At 31.8% G+C, this 24,140-nt stretch carries 21 protein-coding genes; 12 read left to right on the top strand and 9 right to left on the bottom strand.

Features of this window, described 5'->3' with window-relative positions; genetic code table 11:
* The first annotated feature begins 511 nt into the window (after positions 1–511).
* From CD155_RS13070 to CD155_RS03830, 12 genes are all read left to right on the top strand, one after another.
* Positions 512–952: a hypothetical protein gene (locus CD155_RS13070; RefSeq protein ID WP_256605008.1), complete on the top strand. Its 441-nt coding sequence runs from the start codon at positions 512–514 to the stop codon at positions 950–952.
* 398 nt (positions 953–1,350) lie between these two features.
* A complete protein-coding gene (locus CD155_RS03880; protein ID WP_103212581.1) occupies positions 1,351–1,923 on the top strand; it encodes a hypothetical protein in 573 nt (190 codons plus the stop codon).
* 747 nt (positions 1,924–2,670) lie between these two features.
* Entirely contained in the window at positions 2,671–2,940 is a 270-nt protein-coding gene (locus CD155_RS03875; protein WP_103212580.1) for a hypothetical protein, read from the top strand.
* Between the two features lie 2 nt (positions 2,941–2,942).
* Complete coding sequence (locus CD155_RS03870; protein WP_103212579.1) at positions 2,943–3,338, top strand: hypothetical protein; 396 nt, start codon at positions 2,943–2,945, stop codon at positions 3,336–3,338.
* Between the two features lie 11 nt (positions 3,339–3,349).
* On the top strand, positions 3,350–4,663 hold the full coding sequence (gene mobP2, locus CD155_RS03865) for a MobP2 family relaxase (RefSeq protein ID WP_103212578.1): 1,314 nt from the start codon (positions 3,350–3,352) through the stop codon (positions 4,661–4,663).
* Positions 4,664–4,694: 31 nt separating this feature from the next.
* Positions 4,695–6,881 (top strand): type IA DNA topoisomerase, encoded by a 2,187-nt coding sequence (locus tag CD155_RS03860; RefSeq protein WP_103212577.1) that lies wholly within the window; start codon positions 4,695–4,697, stop codon positions 6,879–6,881.
* Between the two features lie 107 nt (positions 6,882–6,988).
* A complete protein-coding gene (locus tag CD155_RS03855) occupies positions 6,989–7,381 on the top strand; it encodes a CPBP family intramembrane glutamic endopeptidase (protein ID WP_256605009.1) in 393 nt (130 codons plus the stop codon).
* Between the two features lie 6 nt (positions 7,382–7,387).
* Entirely contained in the window at positions 7,388–8,278 is an 891-nt protein-coding gene (locus CD155_RS03850) for a class A sortase (RefSeq protein ID WP_256605014.1), read from the top strand.
* A gap of 14 nt (positions 8,279–8,292) precedes the next feature.
* Positions 8,293–8,586: a hypothetical protein gene (locus CD155_RS03845; RefSeq protein ID WP_103212574.1), complete on the top strand. Its 294-nt coding sequence runs from the start codon at positions 8,293–8,295 to the stop codon at positions 8,584–8,586.
* A 41-nt stretch (positions 8,587–8,627) separates the two neighbouring features.
* Positions 8,628–8,894: a hypothetical protein gene (locus CD155_RS03840; RefSeq protein ID WP_103212573.1), complete on the top strand. Its 267-nt coding sequence runs from the start codon at positions 8,628–8,630 to the stop codon at positions 8,892–8,894.
* Between the two features lie 57 nt (positions 8,895–8,951).
* Complete coding sequence (locus tag CD155_RS03835) at positions 8,952–11,417, top strand: DUF3991 domain-containing protein (RefSeq protein WP_103212572.1); 2,466 nt, start codon at positions 8,952–8,954, stop codon at positions 11,415–11,417.
* A 213-nt stretch (positions 11,418–11,630) separates the two neighbouring features.
* The gene (locus tag CD155_RS03830; protein WP_256605010.1) at positions 11,631–11,927 is read left to right on the top strand and encodes a hypothetical protein; all 297 of its coding nucleotides are present in this window, start codon (positions 11,631–11,633) and stop codon (positions 11,925–11,927) included.
* An 826-nt stretch (positions 11,928–12,753) separates the two neighbouring features.
* On the opposite strand, the gene CD155_RS03825 is transcribed toward CD155_RS03830, so the two are convergent.
* From CD155_RS03825 to CD155_RS03785, 9 genes are all read right to left on the bottom strand, one after another.
* On the bottom strand, positions 12,754–13,590 hold the full coding sequence (locus CD155_RS03825) for a S1 family peptidase (protein ID WP_103212570.1): 837 nt from the start codon (positions 13,588–13,590) through the stop codon (positions 12,754–12,756).
* 20 nt (positions 13,591–13,610) lie between these two features.
* On the bottom strand, positions 13,611–14,693 hold the full coding sequence (locus tag CD155_RS03820) for an immunoglobulin-like domain-containing protein (RefSeq protein ID WP_103212569.1): 1,083 nt from the start codon (positions 14,691–14,693) through the stop codon (positions 13,611–13,613).
* Between the two features lie 23 nt (positions 14,694–14,716).
* Entirely contained in the window at positions 14,717–15,337 is a 621-nt protein-coding gene (locus CD155_RS03815) for a CHAP domain-containing protein (protein WP_256605011.1), read from the bottom strand.
* A complete protein-coding gene (locus CD155_RS03810) occupies positions 15,334–15,630 on the bottom strand; it encodes a hypothetical protein (protein WP_103212568.1) in 297 nt (98 codons plus the stop codon). Before CD155_RS03810 ends, CD155_RS03815 begins: the two co-directional genes overlap by 4 nt.
* A gap of 63 nt (positions 15,631–15,693) precedes the next feature.
* Positions 15,694–19,047, bottom strand: a complete 3,354-nt coding sequence (locus CD155_RS03805; RefSeq protein ID WP_103212567.1) for an LPXTG cell wall anchor domain-containing protein — start codon at positions 19,045–19,047, stop codon at positions 15,694–15,696.
* A 426-nt stretch (positions 19,048–19,473) separates the two neighbouring features.
* Positions 19,474–20,322 carry a hypothetical protein gene (locus CD155_RS03800; RefSeq protein ID WP_103212566.1) on the bottom strand — a complete coding sequence of 283 codons (849 nt, stop codon included), beginning with the start codon at positions 20,320–20,322 and terminating at the stop codon, positions 19,474–19,476.
* 31 nt (positions 20,323–20,353) lie between these two features.
* Entirely contained in the window at positions 20,354–21,043 is a 690-nt protein-coding gene (locus tag CD155_RS03795) for a hypothetical protein (protein WP_103212565.1), read from the bottom strand.
* Between the two features lie 18 nt (positions 21,044–21,061).
* Positions 21,062–22,168 (bottom strand): CHAP domain-containing protein, encoded by a 1,107-nt coding sequence (locus tag CD155_RS03790; protein ID WP_103212564.1) that lies wholly within the window; start codon positions 22,166–22,168, stop codon positions 21,062–21,064.
* A complete protein-coding gene (locus CD155_RS03785) occupies positions 22,168–24,129 on the bottom strand; it encodes a VirB4 family type IV secretion system protein (protein ID WP_103212563.1) in 1,962 nt (653 codons plus the stop codon). The genes CD155_RS03790 and CD155_RS03785 overlap by 1 nt, the downstream gene beginning before the upstream one ends.
* Positions 24,130–24,140: the final 11 nt, after the last annotated feature.

Below are 24,140 nucleotides of genomic sequence, written 5' to 3'. Positions count from 1 at the left end.
AGTCTATTCGATCTGACAAGGCGCAAAAATTTTTTCTTTGAGGCATACGCCAGTCGAAAAATTTTTTAGCTTATACCCTTGTCATCTCTCATGATGACTTGTTGCAGTGGCTTTGCAACACAGAAAAAATTAAATAAATAATAAAAAAGTAAAGGAGGTGATGTCCAACGAGATGTGGTGGTTGGTTGGGTATTGAAAGAGAAATTGAAGGAGGTGGTTTCTCGTGAAGAACTCCACGAAAAAGCTCCTAATAAGTATTATAAACTTATTAAGAGCTATCGTGACTTTAATTACAGAATTACTAAGATAATTCTGTAAGGAGGAGATTGGGCTCCTCCTTCAATTTAATTTTATTATATCATATAAAGGAGTATTTACAATGAAAGAAAAGATTATAACTCTATTAAAAGTGGTAAGTGTTTTATTAGCGTTATTCAATTTGGTATTAGAGTTTTCATTACTTAATGAACATGAAAATAATTAATATATTTTTGTAAAAGGTGTGTGGAGTATGACAAATACTAAGGAGTTTATTAATGATTATTTGCTAATAAGTAAAAACATAAGAAAATATAAGCTGAGAGAATTTGAAGAGACGTTGAACTTACGAGAAGGAGTTTTTGATTCTAACCTTAAATGTTCTTTGGCTTACACAACAATTGGAGAAGATGAACAAATTGAAGTTCAAGTCATCTTAGACCTTGAAAATATGAGATTGATTTGGGAAATGACATTTCAATTTGATGAGTATAAACAATGTAAAAAATTTCAAATGAAAGTTTTCGAAAATACAAAAGAAATCATTGATTTTACCTCACATCTTTGTTTTGATGAATTGATTAGTGTTACAAAAAGTAATGAATCAATCATAGACGAAATTCATGATTTTTATCGTAACCGTGGATATTACGGGGAAGAAGAAATTGATTTTGGAAAATCAGTAGGTCGTTAATTATGATTAATCAGTTTTGATATGTAGATAACAAAAGACTCAAAATATAATACGTATAAGACAAACTTTTTTGGCAAGTGGCTAATGAAATACATTAGCCACTTGTGCATTTTCTATAAGAAAATGCTAATGAAAATGAAGGGAAGTGAGGAATCACTTCCCTATTTATTTGGAATTTTATTATTTATTTTTTTGTGTTGCACGCTCACCCGCATCATCAAAGATGATGCTATTAACAAGTCTATTCGATCTGACAAGGCGCAAAAATTTTTTCTTTAAGGCATAAGCCAGTCGAAAAATTTTTTGGCTTATCTCCTTGTCATCTCTCATGACGACTTGTTGTTGTGGCTTTGCAACACAGAAAAAATAAATAAATAATAAAAAAAGGAGTTTTTGTTATGCATAATCCGATTATCTATTTTACAGATACGAATGACATTAATTTAGAAGAACTTGAAGAAAGTATCAATTTAGAAAATGCATTTCCAGACCCTCAACATCTAAGTACTATGATTGACTACGTTGATTACAATAATCAATCTCTTACAAAAGAAGAAATAGAAGATATTTTTATTAACTGTCTGCCGCACACACCGTTTAAAATTGATGAGTCATTTACTGACAATGAAGGACTTATCAAGATTGATGTCTCAAAAAAACGCCTTATAAATTTCTTAACTAGATTATCAAATTTACGAAGAAAAGTTGAAAAAGATAAACTCTATTTATTCGAAAACGCACAATTAGATATAATAAATAACATGAATGAAGCAATGATAAATAATTATAATCAAATAAAACTCATGGAGAAAGATGAAACATCTGGATTATTCATTAATGTTAATGAAGAAATAATGAGTGATTCATATACAATGAATTCATTTATTGAATCACTAAAGTGGCAACTAGATGTAAATGATAATAAATCATTTTTTGTTTTACTGACACATGCAGGTGACTATCATATATAAAAAAAGAGACTTTTAAGTCTCTTTTTTATTTTGAACACATCCTCAAAAAATTTTCCAGTCTGAAAAAAATTCTATCGCACTTTCAAAAAATAATTTCAAAGTCGAACCAAAATTACAAATTTATTTTCAAAGTTCGACGAAAAAATTCTGAACACGTCCTCAAAAAATTTTCCAGTCTGAAAAAAATTCTATCGCACACGGGTCAAAACACATTCAAACTATCGTTGATTACTTCTGATTTATGGTGTATAATGACACTATAATAAATTCAATCAAGAGCATAAGGGAAACGTGCACAAATTTGGTACGTTTCACGTACCAATATTTGCTATAAGAATTGATTTGACAGTGTCAAATGGGTTTCCAAAATGGTGTGCAAAAAAAGGGCTCTACGTACGCTAAACGTACCAAAAACGTACTCGAAACGCACCATGGAATTTAAAAACGTACGTAAAACGTACCAATATTTTGCGAGACGTACGTAAAACGTACCAATAAAAACGTACGGTTTTGGTACGCTTTTGGATTTTGATAAGTAAATAGCATCAGAATTTTTTGAAACTCTACAAAAAAATTTGAACATGTCCTCAAAAAAATTTCCAAGTCCGAAAAAAATTTTATCGCACTTTCAAAAAATTATTTCAGAAGTCGAAACAGAATTACAAATTTATTTTCAGAGTGCGATGAAAAGAATTTTAAAGAGTCACCAAAATATTTTTGACATTCATAAATTAAGGAGAATAAAAAATGAGAAGAACTATTAATAATCTTCCTGAAAATTTAGATATGTTAATAAAAAAAGAAGCTAAAAAAAATGGATGTACTGTAAATAGTCTTTATTTAGAAATTATTCAAAATCATTGTTACCAATATTTGGATAAAGAATTCTCTTTTAATCCATATTCAGGGATGAATCAAATTTTATTGAAGATCTTAAATAATCAAATAGAGATTTTAGAATTACTAAAACAACAGCAAGATTTTATATCTATATTTGAATCATTACAGGAGGAATAATTATGAAAAGTTATCGCAAATCTTTTTTTTCAAATGACTTATACAATGAAAAAATAGCAAGTATTAAATCAGAGAAAAATATTTCCACCACTACTGATTGTTTTAAATTTTTAATTGATTTCTATATTAAAGAGAGAAATAAAAAAAGGGATGTGGATAATAATAATGAAAAAAATATCACTGATGAAAAACTTTTGGAAGAATTACAGTATATTAAACGAAAATTAAATGGTATAGATTTCAATACTTTAATAGAGTTACACATGTTATCTGATATTTCAGATTCAGATCAAGTCATGGAAAGATACATGGTTCCTTTAGGACAATCTGTAAATAAACATTACGAAAGAGCTAGAGAAAATGCAAGACATTATCTAGCAAATCGAAGAGAATTGTAGTGGTGATATAAATGAGTCAAAAACAACTGCCTGCAATTATTTTAACAAGTAATTATAGAGTAGGAAGTTCTAAAGGTAAAAGCTACAAAAAATTTGTTGATTATATTAGTACAGATAAAGATAGTAATGAATATAAAGAACAAGATACTAAAAAAGAATATCTATCTCAAAATTATTTGGACTATATATCTATAAACAAATTAAAAAGCGATTCTGATTATAACAAAGAAAATGCTATAAAAAGAACGACATCAAGTTTTAATGAAGATGAATTTATAGGTAAAGAACAAATGAATCAGCTTAAAGAAAAATTTAAAAAAGCTGACGAAAAAAATCATGTCATGTATCAAGATATTATCTCCTTTGATAATCAGTTTCTTATCGATAATCAATTATATAACGAAGACCTCGATAAGTTGGATGAGTCTAAAGTAAAAAATGCTACAAGAAAAATGATGAGAAAAATGATTGAAGATAATAACATGGATAAAGAAAATACATTTTGGTGTGCAAACATCCATTATGATACAGACAATATTCATATTCATATCGCAAGCTCTGAAGAAGAAAATACAAGAGAAGTTATTCAAAGTGGAAAGTATGAAGGTCAGTTCAAAGGTAAGAGAAGGAAAAAAACTATTAATAATATGAAAAGTACCTTTGCTAATTCTATCTATAAAGATATTAATTTAATGAAAGAAATCGATCAGGTGAAAAAAGAAATCAAAGAAAAAGCGAAAGAAAGAACTAAAACTTCCAAACTTGATATTCACTCTTTAAAGAATTTAATACAACAAAAGAGAGATTATAAAGACTTGGTTGAAAAATTACCGCCTACTAATCAATCATGGGCATATAACTCTGAAAAGATTAAACCCATTCAAAAAGATATTGATCAATATATAGAAAAGTATGTTGCACCTTATTATAAAGAAAGTGAAGATAAACTAGAAGAACTTTTGGATAAGCAAACAAAAAACTATAAAAGATTATATGGAGAGAATTCAAACTACGAAGACTATAAAGAAAATAAAAAAGAACGTATAAAAAGTGATATAGGTAATGCCTTTTTAAAAGAACTGAAAAATATTGAAAAAGATAAGCAATATGATAATTTTAATAAAGAGAAGAAAAAGACATATTCTCAAATAAAAAGTAAGAATCAAATGAAACAAGCAATGGGTATTTTCAAGAAAAGTGCATATAAGTTATCTAAAAGAACAGCTCGTAAAAGAGATGACTATATTCATGAACTTGAACACCAAAAGCTAGAAAGAAATATTCAAAAAGATTTACAAGAACAGGAAAATCAAATGGACATGTAAAAAATAATAATAAAAAGGTGTGTGAAGTTAAATGACCATTTTAGTTCTGGCTGAAAAGCCTAATCAAGGCAAAAAGTATGCTGAAGCATTAGAAGTTAACGATACAAAAGAAACATATATTGAAGGATATAGTCCTGTATTACAAGATAAAACGATTGTCACATGGGCTAAAGGACATTTAGTGGCTTTATGTGATTTCAAAGAATATGACAGTAAATATGAAAAATGGAATCTTCAAGACTATCCATTTATCCCCTCAAAAATGAAACGAAAAATACTCCCTTATACGTCTCGACAATTCTATGCAATAAAGGAATTAATTGAGACGAACCTCAATAATATGAATGATTCAATAATCATTGCAACTGATCCTGAAAGAGAAGGAGAAAATATTGCTTATAGTATATTGAATTTCATTCCTCATGTTAAAAACAACAATCTCACAATTCAACGTTTGTGGGCTAATACCCAGGAACCTCAAGAATTAAAAAAATATTTCAAAAACCTAAAATCAAGCGGAGAAACATACCCTCTTTTCTTAGAGGCAGACGCACGCTCAATTGCGGACAATTTAATTGGGTTCAATTTTACAGTGCAACTTACGCTTTTATTACGAAAGAAAAATATTGATGGATTGTACACAGTAGGACGTGTTCAAACCCCAACATTGTTCATGGTTTATGAAAGAGAAAAAGCCATTCAAAGTTTCAAAAAAGAGAAGTATTATACGTTAACTGCTTATGATGAGATTAATAAAGTATCATTTTCTGATAAATCCAAGCGTAAATTTACTTCTAAAGAAGAAGCAATTCTATTTTTAGAACAACACTCTATTCAAACAAACGAACCACAACCGGGCATTATTGAGGATATAAGCTCTGAAGTAAAGTATAAATCTGCACCTTCTTTATTAAAACTAGGAGGTATCCAAAAGTTAGCTAACCGTAAATGGGGTTATAGTCTAAAACGTACACTAGCAATTGTTCAGTCATTGTACGATAAAGGTTATGTTTCTTATCCTAGAACAGATTGCACATATATAACGCATGCTGAATTTGAGTATCTTAATGAAGATTTAAGCGAATATCAAAAAATACTTGATATGGATTTTAATCCTGTCCATCGCGAACCCAGAAATAAGTATGTTAATGATGAAAAAGTATTAGAACACTATGCAATTATTGTTACGAAACTACGACCAACCCCACAAACATTTAGTGAATTTTCTATTGAGCAACAAAATATATATAGAGCTATTTTAGAACATTCTTTAGCAATGTTTGCAGACGACTATAAGTATAATCAGACATATGTGAACTTAAAAGTTAATGATTTGTTATTTACTACTAGTGGACAAACGATTATTGAAAACGGTTGGAAAGACGTTATTTCAGACAATCAAAAAGAAAATCAAGTTTTACCACAATATGAAGTTAATTCAATATTTAATGAAGAAAATCCTTTGTATATCTATATTAATGAAAAAGAAACACAACCGCCAAAGCGTCTAACAGAGGCTTCTCTAGGTGGTGAAGGTGGTTTGATGGAAAAGTGTGGAAAGATGGTCGATGACGAAAATAAAAAAGAACACTTATCAGATGGTATAGGAACACCCGCAACACGAAGTCAGATTGTCTCCTCTCTCATTGAAAAAGACTATATAAGTGTAAATAAAAATAAACTGTATATGACAGATAAAGGTAATATTTTATGTAAAGCATTGGACAACACAGCAATCTCTAGTGTTGAAATGACAGCAGATTGGGAAAGCTATCTGAAATCAATATCTGAGAAAGAAGGTACAAGAGAAGAATTTGTTGAAAAAACAAAGAATTTCATTTTGCGTTTTTCCGAAGAGTTACCTAGTTACATAAATAATAATATATCTAGCGAAGACCTCAAGAAGGTAAATCACGATTTAGGTACCTGCCCAGTGTGTGGCACACATCAAATCGTTAAGAGAAAAATGAAAAACGGTAAAACATTTTATCCATGTCAATCGCACTCATGTGACTTCGTCATATGGGGAGAGATTGCAAAACGAAAAATATCGGAACAAGAGGTTAAAGAATTGATCACAAATAAAAAGACATCGTTACTTAAAGGTTTTAAGTCTAAGAAGGGCAAATCTTTTGACGCATTTTTAAAAGTAGAGGAAGACAAAGTTGCCTTTGAATTCCCTAACAATAATCAAAAGAAAGGCAGTGACAAAAATTGAATGTAAGCCTTCCTAATTGGAAATGGATAGAACAAATACGACAAGCACCGTCAAAGCCATTAAAGCTTTGGAAAAAAATATTACTGTCATTGGGCGTCTTGCTTCTTATGTTTATTGCACAAATTATTACTGGATTCATAGCTGATAAAATAGGATTATACCATCCAACCGATTTTAAAGATCGATCGGAATCTTATCTTAATAATCCTATAACTTTAATCATTGGAGTGTTGTTTGCACCGATAATTGAAGAACTGATATTTAGAAAATTATTTTTCCAATTTTTTGTTAAAAAATACCATCATCCAGTTATTATCGCGAGTGTCAGCTCATTACTATTTGGTTTAGCGCATTCAGGGTTCATCATCCCTTACATTATTAGTGGTTTATTACTTTGCTTTTTAACTTATAAAACGCAAAGAATAATATACTCAATGTTAGTACACTTACTATTTAATAGTTCACTTATTTTTATTGCTGTAAGTATGGGGGTGAGTTAGGTGTCAATGTTAGATGAACAAAGACGATATCGTCAAAATAAATGGATGCGTCGAATATCGGTAACAGTAATAACACTTACTTTTATTGTTGGAATTTTATTTATATTTAGTAATCCGATATTTGAACATGTTATTTCCCCTCTTATTAGTCATCATGTTAATAAGGAGGTGGCTGAAATACCTAATGATAAGATTCAAAAAAACAATAAAAAACTAGACAAATTGTTAGAAAATAATGGAAATTACGATAGTAAAAACAAAGGTTATATGGATAATTTCACAAATAAATCGACAGTAGATAATAATAGTAGTGGTAGTAATCAATATACAGGAGAAGAAATAAAAAAAGCACTTAATGATGGAAGTATTCCACTTAAAGATGATCCAGGTGTTGTTTATGATTACTCAAATGTTCGGCCAATTAAAGCTTCAGACATGCGTAAAGCCCACTTAAATAAAAATTATCTGAGAGGACGCATAGCGATTCCAAAAGTTGGTTTGAATCTACCTATACTAGAGGGAGTATCAGATCAAAATTTATGGGTTGGTGCAGGTACTATGAAACCCAATCAAAGGATGGGTGAAGGTAATTATGCTTTAGCTGGTCATTATGTAGAGGCACCTAATTTATTATTTTCTCCTCTTCATCGAGTTCAAATTGGGTATTATATCTATACCTTTGATGGAAAATATATCTATCAATATAAAACGACACAAAGAAAAGTTCTAAGTGTTCATGATGGTGAAGTCGTTGAAAATAGTCAGGGCAGTAAAATTATTACTTTAATCACCTGTCAGGATTTACAAGCAAGACAGCGTTTGATGATTAGAGGAGAACTTGTTGATAAAATGAAGATAGGAACAGCGCCACAAGATATTAAAAAAAACTTTGAGTAAAAAGGATGATAAAAATGAGAAACTCTAATTTTGAAAGTGATCTAGATCCTATTTTAACTGATGAAAATGAGGTTGAGCTTAAATACTTGTACGAACTCATTCATAAAGACTTAGAAAAGAACATATTAATCTTTGAAAGACTCATTGATGATAATAATGAAGAGTATTTAGTATCAGATTTTACAGAAGAAATGAAATACGATATTGCAGAGTTAGAGCTTGGTGAATCATACATTATTAGTAAAGGACTCATGGAAAACCCAAGAAAACCAACAATTGATTATGCAAGCATACTAGAAAGAAAATAATACGCAAGGTATCTATGATGAACTGAAAAGGAGGATTTCTTTTGAATTATACCCCATCTCCCAGCGAACTTCGTAAATGGTATGAAAAAGAATTGTACGCTGATATAGAATATGTAAGCAAAGTCGCAAAGCGTAATAATGAAGACTATGAGACTGTCATGCATAGATACCAAAAAGCTATTATAGAATATATAGCAATGGAAACATACTTCAATCAATATCCTCAATCTGAATACATGAATAAGCATGACGAACTAAAAAAGATACAGGTTATGATTGCTGAAGTTGTTGGTGTTGATTGGGACTAGTATATTCTTAGAGTTGGATTGAATCTAATATGAAAAGTATTGAAAGGTGTGGAATATATGAAAAATGAAATTACTGATTTAATGGTGAAACGTGTAAAAGAATTTCAAAAAGATCCTCAGAAAGTAAAAGAATATTTAGATTTTGTAGCAAAAAGCCCTAATTATTCATATCGAAATCTAATACTGATACAAGCTCAGTATCCGTCAGCGCAATATGTAGGTTCATACCAACATTTCAAAAATAAAGGTTTCCATGTGAATCGAGGAGAAAAAGGTATTAAAATCTTGGCTCCAAAATTCAAAGAATATGTAGATGTAGATGGCAAATTAGAGCCATTACACGCTGTGGATCAAGATACCAAAAATAAAGTGAAAATGAAGGAATTAGAGGTTACTCGCAAATTCAATGGTTATAAACCTTCCACGGTTTTCGATGTCACTCAAACAAATGCAAAGGCTGATGAAATACCAGAATACTATCCTAATAGAAGAGAAAAGCTTTATACTTCTTCTCCTCAAGCGACAGAATCTATTTATCAATCATTAAAACAAATCGCAATAGATAATAATATTGAAGTTATAGATAACTATACAGGACATACTTTTTCAAATAAAGATATAGGCGGCGCTGAAAAAGGTGTTAGCGCCAAAACAAAGAATAATGATCATATTATTGGTCTAAGGCAGGGTCTAGACCCTGTAGAAAGAAACCATACTTTCATACATGAACTCACACATTCTCTTTATCATCATGATGATTCTAGGTCATTAAATTTGGAAGAAAAAGAAACGGAAGCAGAAATGGTCGCATACGTCGTTAGCCAACACTATGGTATAGAACCAAGTGAAAACTCTATTAAGTACATTGCTGAATACTCTAATAATATGAGAGATATCAAAGATACAGCAGATGCTCTTAGACATGTGACAAAATCCTCAAAAAACTTCATTAATGATATTAACAAAAATATAGACTATGAAAAACTACAAGAAATACAAAATGAGATCGATCATTCGGTTCTTGAAAACCCAGAAACACATCGTACTACTGAGGAAAGCAAGAATAAAACAGAAATTTCAAGTGTGTCTCATAATTCAAGAAAGTCAGAATATGTATCCATATCTAAAGAAAAAAGAGATATTGCTAAAAATAAAAGTATCATCGATGTGCTTAACCAAAATGGACATGATATTGTACATGATCGCGGTAATTATTATAAGGATAAAACAAATCCTCATATCTATGTTAATCAAAAGAAGAATATTTATTATGATAAAGAGAAAAAACGTGGTGGAGATCCTATTCGATGCCTCGTTAATATCGGAATGACATATTCAGAATCAGTGAATCAATTAAATAGCGATCAATATAAAGATAAGACCCAATTATTAGATCAACAAAAATCCACTTCAAAAGATAACAGTAAAGACAGTAATAATATGAAAGATAAGATCAAAGTTGCTGAAGAAAAGTCAATTTTAGAGGTTGCTACTTTAGCTGGACAAAGCTTCAAACGAGCTGGACGTTTTTACCAAGGAATAGAACACGATTCACTCATGTTAAAACCCGATGATAACGCCTTTTTCTGGAATTCACATAGAGGAGACAAAAATTGGAGTGGCAGCCCAATACAGTTCATTCAGAATCCTGAATTAGCCGGGGATCTCTATAAGGACAACTTCAAAGATGCTGTAGAATTACTTAATTCTCAAGATATAGGTAATTACAATAAAGATTTAGTAACAGGCAAAAAGGCTCCTTCATTCTCTTATAATGAGGATAATTATGTAAAAAGAATCGACGCTTTTAAGTCTTATGATTATTTGACTAGTACACGAAAAATAGATGATGGATTAGTTACTGACTTAACAAACCAAGGATTAATTAAACAAGATAAATATAATAACGTCGTCTTTTTGTGGAAAGACCATGAGGATAAGGTTGTTGGTCAAGACTTAAGAGGCACTGGGGAAAAACCATTCAAAAAAATAGATACTGACCAAGGACATTTCGGATTTAACTTTAAGCCTGGCAACGTTGAACCTAATAACTTACTTATATTTGAAGCACCTATTGACGCAATGAGTTACGCTAGCTTGCACCCTAATGAAAATAATGCCTATGCATCAATGTCCGGACTGAAAGAAACTAATGCTTATGCGCATGTTAATCACTTCGTGAAAAAATATCAGAAAGAACCTGAGAACGTCATTTTGTGTGTTGATAATGACGAACCTGGTCAAGCATTTGCAGAACAAATGACAGAAAAAGTTAAATACAAATATCCGAGTGATAATGATATTACTTTCAAAACACATCTTCCAGATGAGGGTAAAGACTGGAACGATTTCCTTAAAAGCGTGGAAGAAAATAAGACTAAAGAACAAAACGATACATTAGACAAAGAGAAGTTTGATTCAAAAAATATAGACGATATAGGTCTAACAAACAATAAAAAGAAGAAAAGATTTGTTCAAAATACCATTATTACAAACACATTAGACAACGAGTTTGAGATGTAATACGTGTAATACCGTTCTCGATGCAACACAAGGCTTCTCTCAGCGCACTAAATATTAAAAAGAAAGGATGTTTAGATGAATTTACTGGTCAACGTGCTCTTATTTGTAATAATAGCAATTCTAATTATCGTATATCTGTTCTTCAAGTATAAATATAAATTTACCAAAGCTGATGATATCAAATATGTTAATAAATCCCTAAATCCTAAGTTTTTGTTTACAGAAAAACGTAATACATCACACTATACGTTAGACATTTTCCCTAATCAAAAAAATACAGAATATGTATTCAAAATTAAAGTCTATGATAAAAAAATGGAAAAAGAATTAAAAAAAGAAGTATATACTATTAATCCATCAGAAGAATTCTTCATCATTAGTTGTATTGATTGGGTGTTCATGGAGGATAAAGCGTATTATTTAGAAGGCAATTACAAAGGACATGCACTTCATAATGGTAAGAAATTTAGTTACGAATATCTTGATAGAAGAACAGCTCAATCTCATTAGAAGAATGAGAGACTAAGAGATGTTAATATACGTGTAAATGTAATGAAAGAAATTTTACAAATCGTACAAATTGATGTATATTTAAGATGAAAAAAGGCACAAGTGCTGCTAACACTCGTGCCCTGTGAGCCCGTTCGAAAGACGGTAGCTTGAGTTAAATTTTCACGAAATAACCATTAACCCGCTAAAGTTGGATGGTTATTTTTTTTGGTCGTTTCTAATTAATACTAAACCGATGATTGTTAATACAATCATCAGCATTTCATAATCAGACAATGCTATTCCTTTCTTGGAGTAGAAACCAAAATCATAGGCATCACCCCATTTTCATGAGATTAGCCACCATCGTTCCAACTTGCTCAAGCATTATTATATCACATACCTTTTGTTCTATTACAAGATACTTAATATGATTGTAAAATGACTGTGATGCTACTTTCTTTAGAGAGGCGTACAATGAAAATATACAATGTATAGAAGGTGTGTGACGTCTAATGCAACTAGTAAAATTGCCAAAAGACATCGCCATCCCAGATAACCTAACAACAATGGAGTATCATGAACTCTTAGCATATTTTCGTTTCAAGTCTGAGGCAAATCCAAGTAAAGTCGAATACAAACATGCTTACAAAGATGTGTGTGCCATTCTCAAAAAGTAACACATAACAAAAAACCGTTAGTAAAAACTAACGGTTTTTTTGTGGCAAAATGTCCTTTTTACTGTTCCAAAATCTACCCTTTACTGTAAACTACTCAATCCTTAGCTATACCTAAGGGTTTAACGCTTGAAGTGTGAGCTTCTCGGAAACAAAGTATACTTGATCATCTATTTCATATGTTTTTGTATGAATGATCTTACATTATTTGTAAATTTAAAACCACCAGCTAATTCATTTCCACTAGTTCCATTTAAGTTCCATCCATAAGCAGATATTCCCATAACTCTATTATCTTTTGTTAATATAGGTGATCCTGATCCACCAGAACGGAAAATTTGTTTAGTCATCATTTCTTTCCCATTTGTTGTTGTTCTTAGGAAACGGCCTTTAGCTTCCCATAGTTTTGTATTATCATTTGTTGAACCATGAAGCTTATATTTGTCATATCCAGGAGCCTTGAATTGATCACCTGTATGAAGGTTGTTAATAGTTTTAGAACTTGCAAGTTTTAAAGGTTTCACATATTTACTCATATTTTGATTTGTATGTACTACCACAGCATCTGCACCAGGAACTTTTTGTATTGATGATGCATTGAAAGTATATTTATGATGTGAACCATTGCGTTCTGTAACCATTCTTACATCTTGGCTGCGAGCAATCTTACCATTCGCATTTTGAACGACATGTAAATTTGTAATGAACGTATGTGCATCGATAATGAATCCAGTGCCCATACTATCCTTACCTTGACCTTTCCAACCATCGTAATTAGATACACGACCGATAGCTGAATATCCTGCCTTTTTAGGATTTTGAATATGTTTCATATGAATAGTTCCAGCGTTAGGTTTTAGACTCATCGATTGATTGTAGTTTGTACTACTTAAGCCATTATATGGGTAGGAAGCAACTTCTGCATGTGCTTTTCCATTCCCTAAAAAAATAGTAGAACCTAATAACAAAGCTCCTGCAAGACCTGTTAATTTACTCACTTTCTTCATTACAACATACCTCCACTTGATTAATTTTGTTTAGATTGACGGCGCTTCATTCCAAAGATTACTGCTGTTGCACCTAGAGCTAACGATATAATGGATAAAATAATACCTTGGTGAGTTGTAGATACACCTGATTCTGGTAATTTATCTTTATCATATTGACTATAACGATTTTGTACTTTAGTTGGTACTGTATTTAGATTTTTATTGTTTTTAACTGTTGGCGTATAGTTTTGAGTTGCTCCTGTGTTGTGATTAATCATTGGTTTACTTTCTTCTTTTGAACTTGTGTCATTTTGATCGATATTATTATTTGTTGTTCCATAATGATGTGGTGCCTTTGGTGTAATATCATGAATTCCATTATTAACGTTCTGTGATTGAGATGGAGCAATCTCATTTCCTTGTCCATCATGGTTATAACCATTGTCTACCTCATTTTGTTCTGAGTGTTGTGGTGCAATAGGTTCTTTATTGTCATGATGATTATAGCCATTATCTATATTTGTTTGTTGTTGAGCATTATTTGTTGTTCCATCTTGTTGTGATTGAGATGGTGCTGCTTGTTGATTATGATTTTGAACATCATCTTGTGAACCAGAATCTACTTGTCCTTGGCCTTTCGAAGGACTTTGTTGATGCCCTTGTGTAGATGGTTTATCTTGTGGATTAGAATGCGATGGTGAATGTTGTTCAGGTTTACTAGGTGTTGTTTCCCCTCCTTGATGCGTACCTTGTCCAGAAGGATTTTGTGGTTGAGAAGCTTGAGCACCTTGTTCTAAAACAGTGACTTTTCGATTTGTTTCAGTATTATTATCATCTGTATCCCAAACACCATACTTCACGTGATATGTACCTGGTTGTGTCGTCGTGAAATAAGGTGGTTCATAGTATACTTCTTTACTTAAGTCGCCATCTTCTTTATCTGTTGCCTTTACGTTCTCATAAGGATCCCATTTTTTCCCATATTGAACTTGTTGAGATGGTGCTGTAATCGTTGGTTTTGCTCCTGTATCTGCATGTGCGTCGTATCCTTGACCTAATGTAATTGTGCTTAAACCAATAACTGTTGCTGTTGATAAAACTTTAAGTGGTAACTTTTTCATATTCTTTTCTCCTTTACTTTGTATTATCTATATGAACGAATGAAGTACATTTGACCTGATCTCAAGTCATAATTGTGAATGACTTTGTGTGCCACTTCAGTTTTACTAGCACCTCCGTGGTTCCAGTTTTGATCCAGACTTTCAAATTGATTCCAATTCCCATCAACATTGCCATTTGTCACAATAGCGACATGTCCCATGCCATTTCCATATTGATCTCCAAAGACAACTAAGTCCCCGGGATATGCTTTGAAAGATGCTGTGTTACGATGAACACTGGCTTCTCCACTAAAGTTATTTTGGAATGGAATATCTTTAGCATAACTACCGTTCAATCCATGCCCATATAAGTGATACCAATAGACATTAGCAAGATCGAAACATTGAAAACCTGCATAGGCATCAAAATCCCAGCCTTGACCCATCAGTACATCATTAATATAATCAATGTTTTCTTGTGTAGCTAAATACATATTGATTTTAGGAGTAGATTTTTCCTTAGCATCTTTACTTATTGTCGTATGATTATCAGCAATATTTTGTACTTTATCATGTTTAGAGTGCATTGTTTGTGCACTCACATGTGGCGACAAACTAGTAGCGACTGTAATCCCTAAGGTTAACGTAGCAATCCATTTCTTCAAAACTTTAATTCTCCTTTGTGATATTTTAAGTCCATTTCTTCAACTTCACGTAAGACGCGTATTTTATTGATATTTCCTACCAATTCTTTAATACAAAATTGAACATCTTTATACTGTTCTCCCTCATACCCCATAATTTCACTTAAACTGCTATTGTATTGCACCATGATTCGAAGCAAAGCATCTCGCCGTTCCAAATCTTCGTTAAAGTAAGCGAGTTCTGGATCTCTTAATTCTTCAGTATTCAAAACTAAGCTTCTATGATCATGTGCAATCTCTGAATCAAGCATCATCCAATCACCCCTATTTATTTAATATATATAACGGCACTATAGACGTGCCGTTATACTCAATACTTACGACTGACGTCGTTTATAAATATATGTTGATAAACCAGCGACACCGATGAGAATTGAACCAATAATAATACCTGCGATAGATTTTTCAGTACCTGTCATTGGTAAGTCTTTTTTCGGTTCTTCTTTCTTAGGCTTTTCTGCTTTTTGTGGTGGTGTCGGTTTTTGTGGCTGAGGTGCTGGTTGCTTAGGTTCTGGTTTTTTAGGATCTTCTTTTTTAGGTGGTACTGCTGCTTCTGGTTTTTTAGGTTTAGGAATTTCTGTATCTACTTTATTAGAATTTTCAGTCTTACCATCGTAATCAATTTGAGAAATGTTTGGAATTACATATTTATCGCCTTTAGCAAAGTTTTTATAATCGACATTGTCTTTGAATTTAGAGTTTAATAAAACTTTTACCTTCTTGCCTTTAAGGATTGATGTGTCTTTAGGTGTCCACACAAAGCTTTCTTTTTTATTATCTACTTTCAAATCACCAAGCTTTGTAATGTCCATATCTCCTTTATTAGATGTTTGACCTTCTGTTGCCTTTTCGTCTTTGTCTCCCCTGTTTTTATCATCTTCTTTTACTTGGCTGTCAGCGTTACGATTTGAGCGTTCACCTTCTGATTTAGAAGATGTTTTTTCAGTCTTTCTATTGTCTGATGCTTTTGTTTCTTTGTCTGAAGTTTTTTGCGTGTTGTCATTTTGATTATCAGCTCCTGGCAATAGCTTAATTTGACCTTTATCTTCAACTTTTAGTTTGACAGTCTTCTCAATGTCTTTACCTTTAATATTTACTTCGTATGTTCCTGGCTTAACATGATGTTTACTGTCATATTTAATATTATCATCCACTTGTAAATCTTTATTTAAGCTATCATTATCTTTATCTTTAATTTTGAGTAAGGAACTTAAATCAATTTTTCCATCTTTATCTTTTTTAGCTTTTTCAATATTGTCAGATGAAAGATCTATGTTAATACCATCTGCTTTAGCCTTGTTGTTTTCATTTTTATCGTCTTTAGACTGATCTTGTTTATCGTCGTTAGCATCTGGCTGAATTTGATCTTGTTTCGTATGTGCATCTTTTAATGCTTTTTGAATATCTGAAAGTTCCTTCTTAGACAATTCATCTTTTTGGGATTTTGGTAAATATACTTTAACGCCTTTTAAATCTTCAACGTCTTCTAAATCGTCTTTGAGTGATACTTTTTTATAATTTTTATCATTGCCTAATGTGTAATCGAGTTGATAATTAATATCTTTGCCTTTATCAGATTTATTGTGTTCTTTAAGTTGGTTATCTTCTAAAATATGTTTTTTAATATCGCTTTTAACTTTCTTCTTCACAAATACTGGCACTTTATTTGTTGGAAGTGTCTTTCCATCTAATTCAAGATATCCTGTGTTTGGTATTTCAAAAGTATTATTATCTTTTTTCCATTTCTTTAAGTCTGCTTCACTGCTTACTTGTGATGCTACAGTGACTTTTAGCTTTTTAGATGAGAAATCTGACGGCTTTTTAGGTGTCCATCTGAATGATTGATTTTTTTCATCTACTTTAAGGTCACCCTCTTTAGTTACATCTTTACCTTTGTCATCCGTTACTTTGATTTTATCTTTTTGGATTCGTAACTCATTTGGTAAGTCGTCTCCTAAAGTAAATGTATGGTAATCATTTTCATATTTCCCATTAAACTCATCTTTAGGGTTTTCATTATTCGTCGCTTTAGATGTATTTTGTTCATCTTTTGTTTTCTTAGAGTCTTGATTATCTTTAATTACTGGTAGTTGGTAATCTAGTGTATAGTTATAATCTTTATCGTAACCTACATCTTTTTTACTTACTGATTTTTTCGTTGTTGGAGTGATACTCATATCTTGAAGATTGTATTGCACTTTTGGTGGTGTAGGTTTTTTAGGCTCTTTTTTCAATTTTGGGTACTCAGCAATACTCGTATTAACGTGCATTCCAAAGTCCCCATTTGCGACTAACGTTGAGCCTTTAACACCAGTATTACTTACTGAGTGACTGATGACATTATCGTATTTAGCAAAAATAGCTGTTCCGTCTGGTACTGATGATGTTCCATTTAATAAATTTGAGCCTTTGTCTTTACCCCAAGTTTTCCCAAGAGGTTTGGCACTTGTTACTTTTTTAACTTTATCGCTATCTACTTTTAATCCGCCACCTAAGGCCACAATAGCGTAGTTGTTGTCTTCCATTGTAAGGGCTTGACCACCATCAATATCGAATGTAGCACCTGTCCATAAGTATTTATCTTTACCGTCTCCGACTTTGTAATTCGCTGTAATTTTGTCTTTCGGCGGTGTATGTGATAAATCATGTGTACCATCGTAGTAGTTAATAGAACCACCTTCATTCCAGAAAGTAACCCAATTACTACCGTAATCTAACTTAGTACCTGATTTTTGGAATTTAACTTTAAGGTCTTTTTTCTTACCATTAGCAAGATGAACTGCGTTTGGAATTGTTACCCATTGGCCTGCTTTAACAGAATAGAGTTGTGTTGTTTTACCAAATGGATTGTTTTTACCTGATGTATTGTATGCTGGTTTGTTAAAACCAGGCACTTTTTTATGCATATCTTCAGTAATTTTATCCCCTTTGACAACTTTACCTTTAGGTTTTACATTGCCCCATGATACTTTTTGAACGATTTTGTCATTCGCAAGCTTACCTTTTTTGTCTGAATATGCATGAATAGCAAAGTTTCCATTTTGTAAGTCTTTAAAGGATTTTACAGTTCCTGTCGCATTCACATGAATATCGTTATCAATTGTTTTTGATTTTAAATTATGCCATGAACCAGATTTAGTATAGTATTTACCCTTATCACCATTGATATTCGAACCATATTTTGGTTTTGAAGGGTTTTTCTTACCACTATCTACAGTTGACTTTTCTTTTTTTACTTCATCATTATATTTTTTGATTTGCTTATCGTTATATTCCTTAACTGCAGCAACTTCTTTTTTATATTTATCTTGATCTTCTTTTGCTTTTTTAGTTGCTTTCTTTAATTCATCAATTTGTTTTTGATAATCCTCTTGGATTTTCTTTTGTGTTTCTTTAGCATTTTTTCCACTAACTTTATGGTGTTGAATGTTACCTTGTTTAACATTAACACCTGCTTTTTTTGCTTCTGCTACTGCACTTTTCAAATCCGCATCATCGACTGCTTTTGAAGTTGATGATGTTTGAGATTGTTGTGCTTTCTTTTTGGATGTATTGTCATTTGTGTCTTTGGCATGTGCAACATTAGCATGGTTATAACTTAATGAAGACATCAACAATGCCGTTGATAATCCTGTCATACATAATTTTGATCCAACATTTGATTTTTTCATCAATTCAACCTACTTTCTAAAATTAGTTTTTACCAATGGCTAATAAATTGTGTCGTAATTTCACAATTACGACGAAAGAATGATGGTATACTAAGCTTTTTCTATTTACTTATAGAATAAAAAATAGTATCATTAAACAAGCACATCACATACAAGTGCTCTTAACAATCAAAGGCTTATCACATATTTATGTGTTATTTAATTAGGCGTTTGTTTTTTGAGCTGTGTGTTGTTGTGTTTCAATACTTTTTATTATTAGTTTACCAATTCGAAAATGGTGAATTTCACACAACTCATCATTTTCATGTCAATTTGACTTCACACACCAAATTGACCATCACGGGAGCAATTCTTTTTGGAATTGCTCTCTTTTTTTGTTGAGCACAATTGTAGTTTATCACTATAATCACCTCCTTTCATCACTTTTTACAATTTATTTATAATTTTATTTACGCTTTCCCTATTTTTTTCTTTTTCTTTAATATCTTTTTTATCCTTATGGATATTCTCTTTAGATTCATGTATAGATGAATTATTATCGTCTAAAGTTGATCGAGTCTGTCTTTTATCTTTATTACTTAATATTGGATCATTCGGATCTAATTTCTTATTTTCTTTTTTTAATCGTTGAATATTATCTTTGTTCTCTTTAATATCTTTTTGTTTTCCCTCAATCTCTTTGGTGATCTTGTCTTCTAGATACGTGTAACTTTCTTTATAATATTCTTTCTTAGATTTTGGTTGGAGTGATTTATCGATATTTTTACCAAGTGCTGAAACATATAAATCACTTTCTTTTTCTTTATCTACACCTTCATCATTTCCTTTATTACTTTTATAGTCAAAGTGTAGTTTTAAAGAACCATAATTTTTAGGAATGTCTTCGAGTTCTACTATAAAATAGTCATTTAATGTGTGATACACATTAGGTTTATACGTTTTTCTTTCTTTATTAGTAATCGCTTTGACTGATAAATTATCTTTATCTAAAATAACTTTCTCATCGTTATCAGTATCAGCTTTAATTTTTATAATGTACGTTCCATTGTTAGGATTATACTTCTGGTCTTGAACGACTAAATTAAAGTTATCAAATGAGGCACCTTCTGCCATGTCTTCTTTTGATAGCTTATAAGTATGATTTTGCGTCAGAGAATATATATAAATACCTAAATATATCAAAAAAGGGATCGCAAGAAGGCTCAAATAAAATGCCTTCTTACTACTTTTAAACTTCTTGAATCCATTCTTAGTAGCTTCTTTAACATTTCCCACCTCAAGTTCACCTCCTTTTTATGCTTTTTGATTATTCATCTACTTCATCATTCGTATCATCTAAGTCTTCAGTATTCTTAATTTCAAAATCATCAACTAACATTTTGCCATTCATTTTCTTATAAGTGACTTGAACAGTCATTTCTTCATGCGATGGCTTAATATCAGCATTTTCTGAATGTGCTGGACTTGTTTGACGCTCAAATGTCGCAATAAGCACTTTTCCGTTTGGACGTGGACGTCTAGACTCAAAAATATCAAACCCTGAAATATTTACATCCATATAGAAATTATATTGACTATCTTTATCTCTGAAATATTTATTCATGAAATGAGGTGTACATATGGTACTTAAGTTATTTTTTATACGTTGATAATTTTCTTGGTTTAAATTAGTAAACATATTGTTTATAAAATATTCAGTACGTTTATTTAAATCCCCTCCTGAATTGTTTTGTTTATTACTATTTTGGCTACTATCTTCGTCCTTAGATTTTTTCTTATCTTTTGACTTCTTATCCATGTCATTAATTTCTTTTTTGGATTCTTCAATCTTTTTTTCATCATCTTTGTTTTCTTTTTTACTGTCGGATTGAGATTCCGTTTGATTTGATTGGTTTGAATTTCCGAACCATTGGTCTTTAACAACAAAGAATAATACAAAACCTAATGCTATCGCCACGAGTACTAATACCAAACCTAATACTTTTCGATTTCTCATCGACAATACTCCTTCACTTTATTTTTTTCCTTTTTTAGAGTAAATGAACTGCATTTGATCTTGAACCTTAATTGTTCGTTCTCCATAACTATGAATTTTGGGTGCCCAGTTATACTCACTTACATGTATTGTTTTACCGTTTTTAGAGACGCCTTCAACAAATGCAACGTGACCATGAGGCATACCTCCTTGTATCGGCCATGTGACACACGCACCTTTTACTGGCTTTTTACCTACTGCATAACCATCTTTTTTAGCATTGCCTGCCCATAGGCCTGCATCACCCCAAAATGTTGATATTGGAATACCGAGTTCTTTACGTCTGTTATATACATACCATGTACATTCAAGATATGTATATAGATTACCTTGTGCTGCTTGTGTCGAATGTGCCTTATTCTTAGGTGATGGTAAGCTTCCTTTAAACTTGGAAAGTGCTTTTAAGCTTCCTCCACCAGTTACAGATGAAGAAGACATTGAACAATTATCTCCTGCTAAATCACCAGTATCAAAAGAATCACTAGATTTACCATTAGACATTTGTTTTTGAATACTTTCCACTGAGCGTTTCCAATTACTATTTAAATCTGTAGGGTCATTACCTGCACCGTTCGGTGCGTATTTGGGTTGTATTTTGGCAGGTGTATCTAATCCTTTTGATATATATAAATCGTAGAGGTTTTTCGCACCTGCTTTCATTCCATCTTCAATGGTATCAAAACGTCTTAAAGGGCCACTCCCCATAATAGAAAGAGGATTGTGCTGATCAGTTGCATTAGCTGATTTTCCCCATCCTGATTCACTTGCTATAATTGCTAAGAATAAAGAAGGTGGTACTTTTTCTTGTTTGGCAATCTTAATTGCAGCATCTACTTTACCTTCTAATTCTCCACTTTTGGCGTTCTGTTCAAATAATTTTTTCCCTTTATTTGAAACATCACTTGCTACAGGTGCACCATCAACACTACACCCTGACTTTTGACCAGAGTCATTAAGACCAATAACTACAATAACTAATAAAAGTATTAAAAGAATTAAACCAATAAGTAATGTCCAAAGTCCTCCGATAATACCCACGATCCAAGATATTATTTTCCAGTTAATGTAGTGCTTTATTTTGTCCACTATAATCCACCCTTGAATCTATCCAACTGTTGTCTTGTCGGGTGAACATTAAAAATAGTATTACTCAATCCTTGGATACTTAGTAAGGTACGACCGCGTTTAAACTTAGGAATCATACGATATTCTGATTCAGTTAAAATATCTCCAAGTACTCGTTTCATTTGTTCTATTTCAGAAGAATCGAGATTAAACAAAAACTTGTATTGTGTTAACGCAAATATTTGTTTAAGCTTACTGACAACAATCTGATCATTACTCTCTGGAAGGATTTCTTTAGGAGATTGTGTCGCAAAAATAATACCTGCTAAGAACTTACGCATTTCTTTTTGGAACTTAACAACAAATTCTACTACTTGAAGATTATTCGCATTAATAATGTTTTGACACTCGTCAATGAAAAACATAAAACGTTTAGCATCAGCTTCATTGATCTCACCGTTCTCGATCATTGTTTTGTACTTACGACCTTGGTTTAATGCTTGTGACCATATCAGTTGAAGTGCTGTAAATAACATTGTGTCTTGTACTTCTTTAGATAGAGATGTCAGTCCTTCTATATCAAAGAATACAACTTGTTCGTTTTCCATATCTTCAATGGTTGTGTGCCCATCAAAGATTTCTCCATATTCTGTAACCATCTCTTTAACTGTTGTTAAAATACGTTCGAAAGAACGAATCTTTTCTTGTGTAATATCACTATTGCGTTTTGCTTCTTTAATATATCCAACGATATAATCATGAAATTCACTTAATGTGGGGTATTCCTCATTTTTTAAGTTCACAATATTCTGATTTTCTCCCTTTTTAGGATCATAAATACCTTTATGAATGTAGAAATCATATATTGCACTTGATATTTCTTTAAGTTCTGTATCTGTGAGCTCTTTATTCATTAAACTGAATTGCATCTTAAGTTTCGATATGTGCTGTTTAAAAGAGCCTATTTCTGAAATAATATGCTCGCCCTTTTCATTTTTCCTTGTAGCTGTAGGGTAGACTTGTAAGAAGTTAATACGTCCATCTGTCCCATCCAATGCGACGATGTGACCGCCTTGTCTTTCCAATATCGCACCAAATTCTCTTGCCTTATCGAATCCTCGAATAAAGTTACCTCTGGCATATTGTTCTTCTTCAATCATTTTTAATAGCGTTGATTTCCCAGAACCCATTTTTCCAAATATAACTGTATTGTAGTATGTACGAATAGCATCATGTTTAAAGAAGTCTAGGATAACCGACCCTTGGGTTAACGTCTGTCCATAGTAAGCACCACGTTCATCTATAATTTGTTCATGGTTAAAGTAATATGACCCACCTAGTATCCCTGCTTCCATTGGAATACCACGACGATAGTTACTTAAGTTTTCTTTTTGTTGTTTTAGAGATAAAAACATTGATAAATAATTATCTTTTGACTCAAATTGCATCAGTTGGGACTTAAAACCTTTAGCCTCTAAATCTTTTCTAATTGATGAGACTTCTTCTTCTAAAGCATCTTCTGTATCTTTAGAGATATACAGGCGAACATTAAATCGTTTTATTGTTTCACCATGTAGATTGATTTTCTCTAACATATCTCGCAACGTATCATATGAATTTCTTGCTTCTAATTTAGATAGCGTTTGACCATTAGGATCAATCACTCTCGTATATTGTTCTCCCATTGATCTTTGAAGCTTTTTAATTGTACGATATCTATCTTCCTCACCAATATCGACAACAGAAATCACACCTTCTCTATTCACGATTGGATCTAACCAGTTATCATTGAGTTTAGAGGGTATATCATAAATTGTTAAACATGTCGTATACCCGTCACCACCTATAATATTTCTTTCTTTAAACTGTAACCCACCTTGAGGCTGAGAAAGACTAATACTTTCCATATCGTAACCATCATCAACAAAGTCTTCTTCAAGAATCGGTTCTGGTTCTTTTTTAAACCTCGATAAAATTCCCATCTTTCCACACC

Source organism: Staphylococcus caprae (assembly GCF_002902725.1).
GTDB classification, from domain to species: Bacteria; Bacillota; Bacilli; order Staphylococcales; family Staphylococcaceae; genus Staphylococcus; species Staphylococcus caprae.
Note: the sequence above shows the minus strand (reverse complement) of the source record. Positions and strands in the feature narration are given on the sequence as shown.

Excerpts from the sequence above, each read along its gene's own strand:
- CD155_RS13070 (WP_256605008.1), top strand. The coding sequence starts at position 512 with ATGACAAATACTAAGGAGTTTATTAATGATTATTTGCTAATAAGTAAA.
- CD155_RS03880 (WP_103212581.1), top strand. The coding sequence starts at position 1,351 with ATGCATAATCCGATTATCTATTTTACAGATACGAATGACATTAATTTA.
- CD155_RS03875 (WP_103212580.1), top strand. The coding sequence starts at position 2,671 with ATGAGAAGAACTATTAATAATCTTCCTGAAAATTTAGATATGTTAATA.
- CD155_RS03870 (WP_103212579.1), top strand. The coding sequence starts at position 2,943 with ATGAAAAGTTATCGCAAATCTTTTTTTTCAAATGACTTATACAATGAA.
- mobP2 (WP_103212578.1), top strand. The coding sequence starts at position 3,350 with ATGAGTCAAAAACAACTGCCTGCAATTATTTTAACAAGTAATTATAGA.
- CD155_RS03860 (WP_103212577.1), top strand. The coding sequence starts at position 4,695 with ATGACCATTTTAGTTCTGGCTGAAAAGCCTAATCAAGGCAAAAAGTAT.
- CD155_RS03855 (WP_256605009.1), top strand. The coding sequence starts at position 6,989 with ATGTTTATTGCACAAATTATTACTGGATTCATAGCTGATAAAATAGGA.
- CD155_RS03850 (WP_256605014.1), top strand. The coding sequence starts at position 7,388 with ATGTTAGATGAACAAAGACGATATCGTCAAAATAAATGGATGCGTCGA.
- CD155_RS03845 (WP_103212574.1), top strand. The coding sequence starts at position 8,293 with ATGAGAAACTCTAATTTTGAAAGTGATCTAGATCCTATTTTAACTGAT.
- CD155_RS03835 (WP_103212572.1), top strand. The coding sequence starts at position 8,952 with ATGAAAAATGAAATTACTGATTTAATGGTGAAACGTGTAAAAGAATTT.
- CD155_RS03825 (WP_103212570.1), bottom strand. The coding sequence starts at position 13,590 with ATGAAGAAAGTGAGTAAATTAACAGGTCTTGCAGGAGCTTTGTTATTA.
- CD155_RS03820 (WP_103212569.1), bottom strand. The coding sequence starts at position 14,693 with ATGAAAAAGTTACCACTTAAAGTTTTATCAACAGCAACAGTTATTGGT.
- CD155_RS03810 (WP_103212568.1), bottom strand. The coding sequence starts at position 15,630 with ATGATGCTTGATTCAGAGATTGCACATGATCATAGAAGCTTAGTTTTG.
- CD155_RS03805 (WP_103212567.1), bottom strand. The coding sequence starts at position 19,047 with ATGAAAAAATCAAATGTTGGATCAAAATTATGTATGACAGGATTATCA.
- CD155_RS03795 (WP_103212565.1), bottom strand. The coding sequence starts at position 21,043 with ATGAGAAATCGAAAAGTATTAGGTTTGGTATTAGTACTCGTGGCGATA.
- CD155_RS03785 (WP_103212563.1), bottom strand. The coding sequence starts at position 24,129 with ATGGGAATTTTATCGAGGTTTAAAAAAGAACCAGAACCGATTCTTGAA.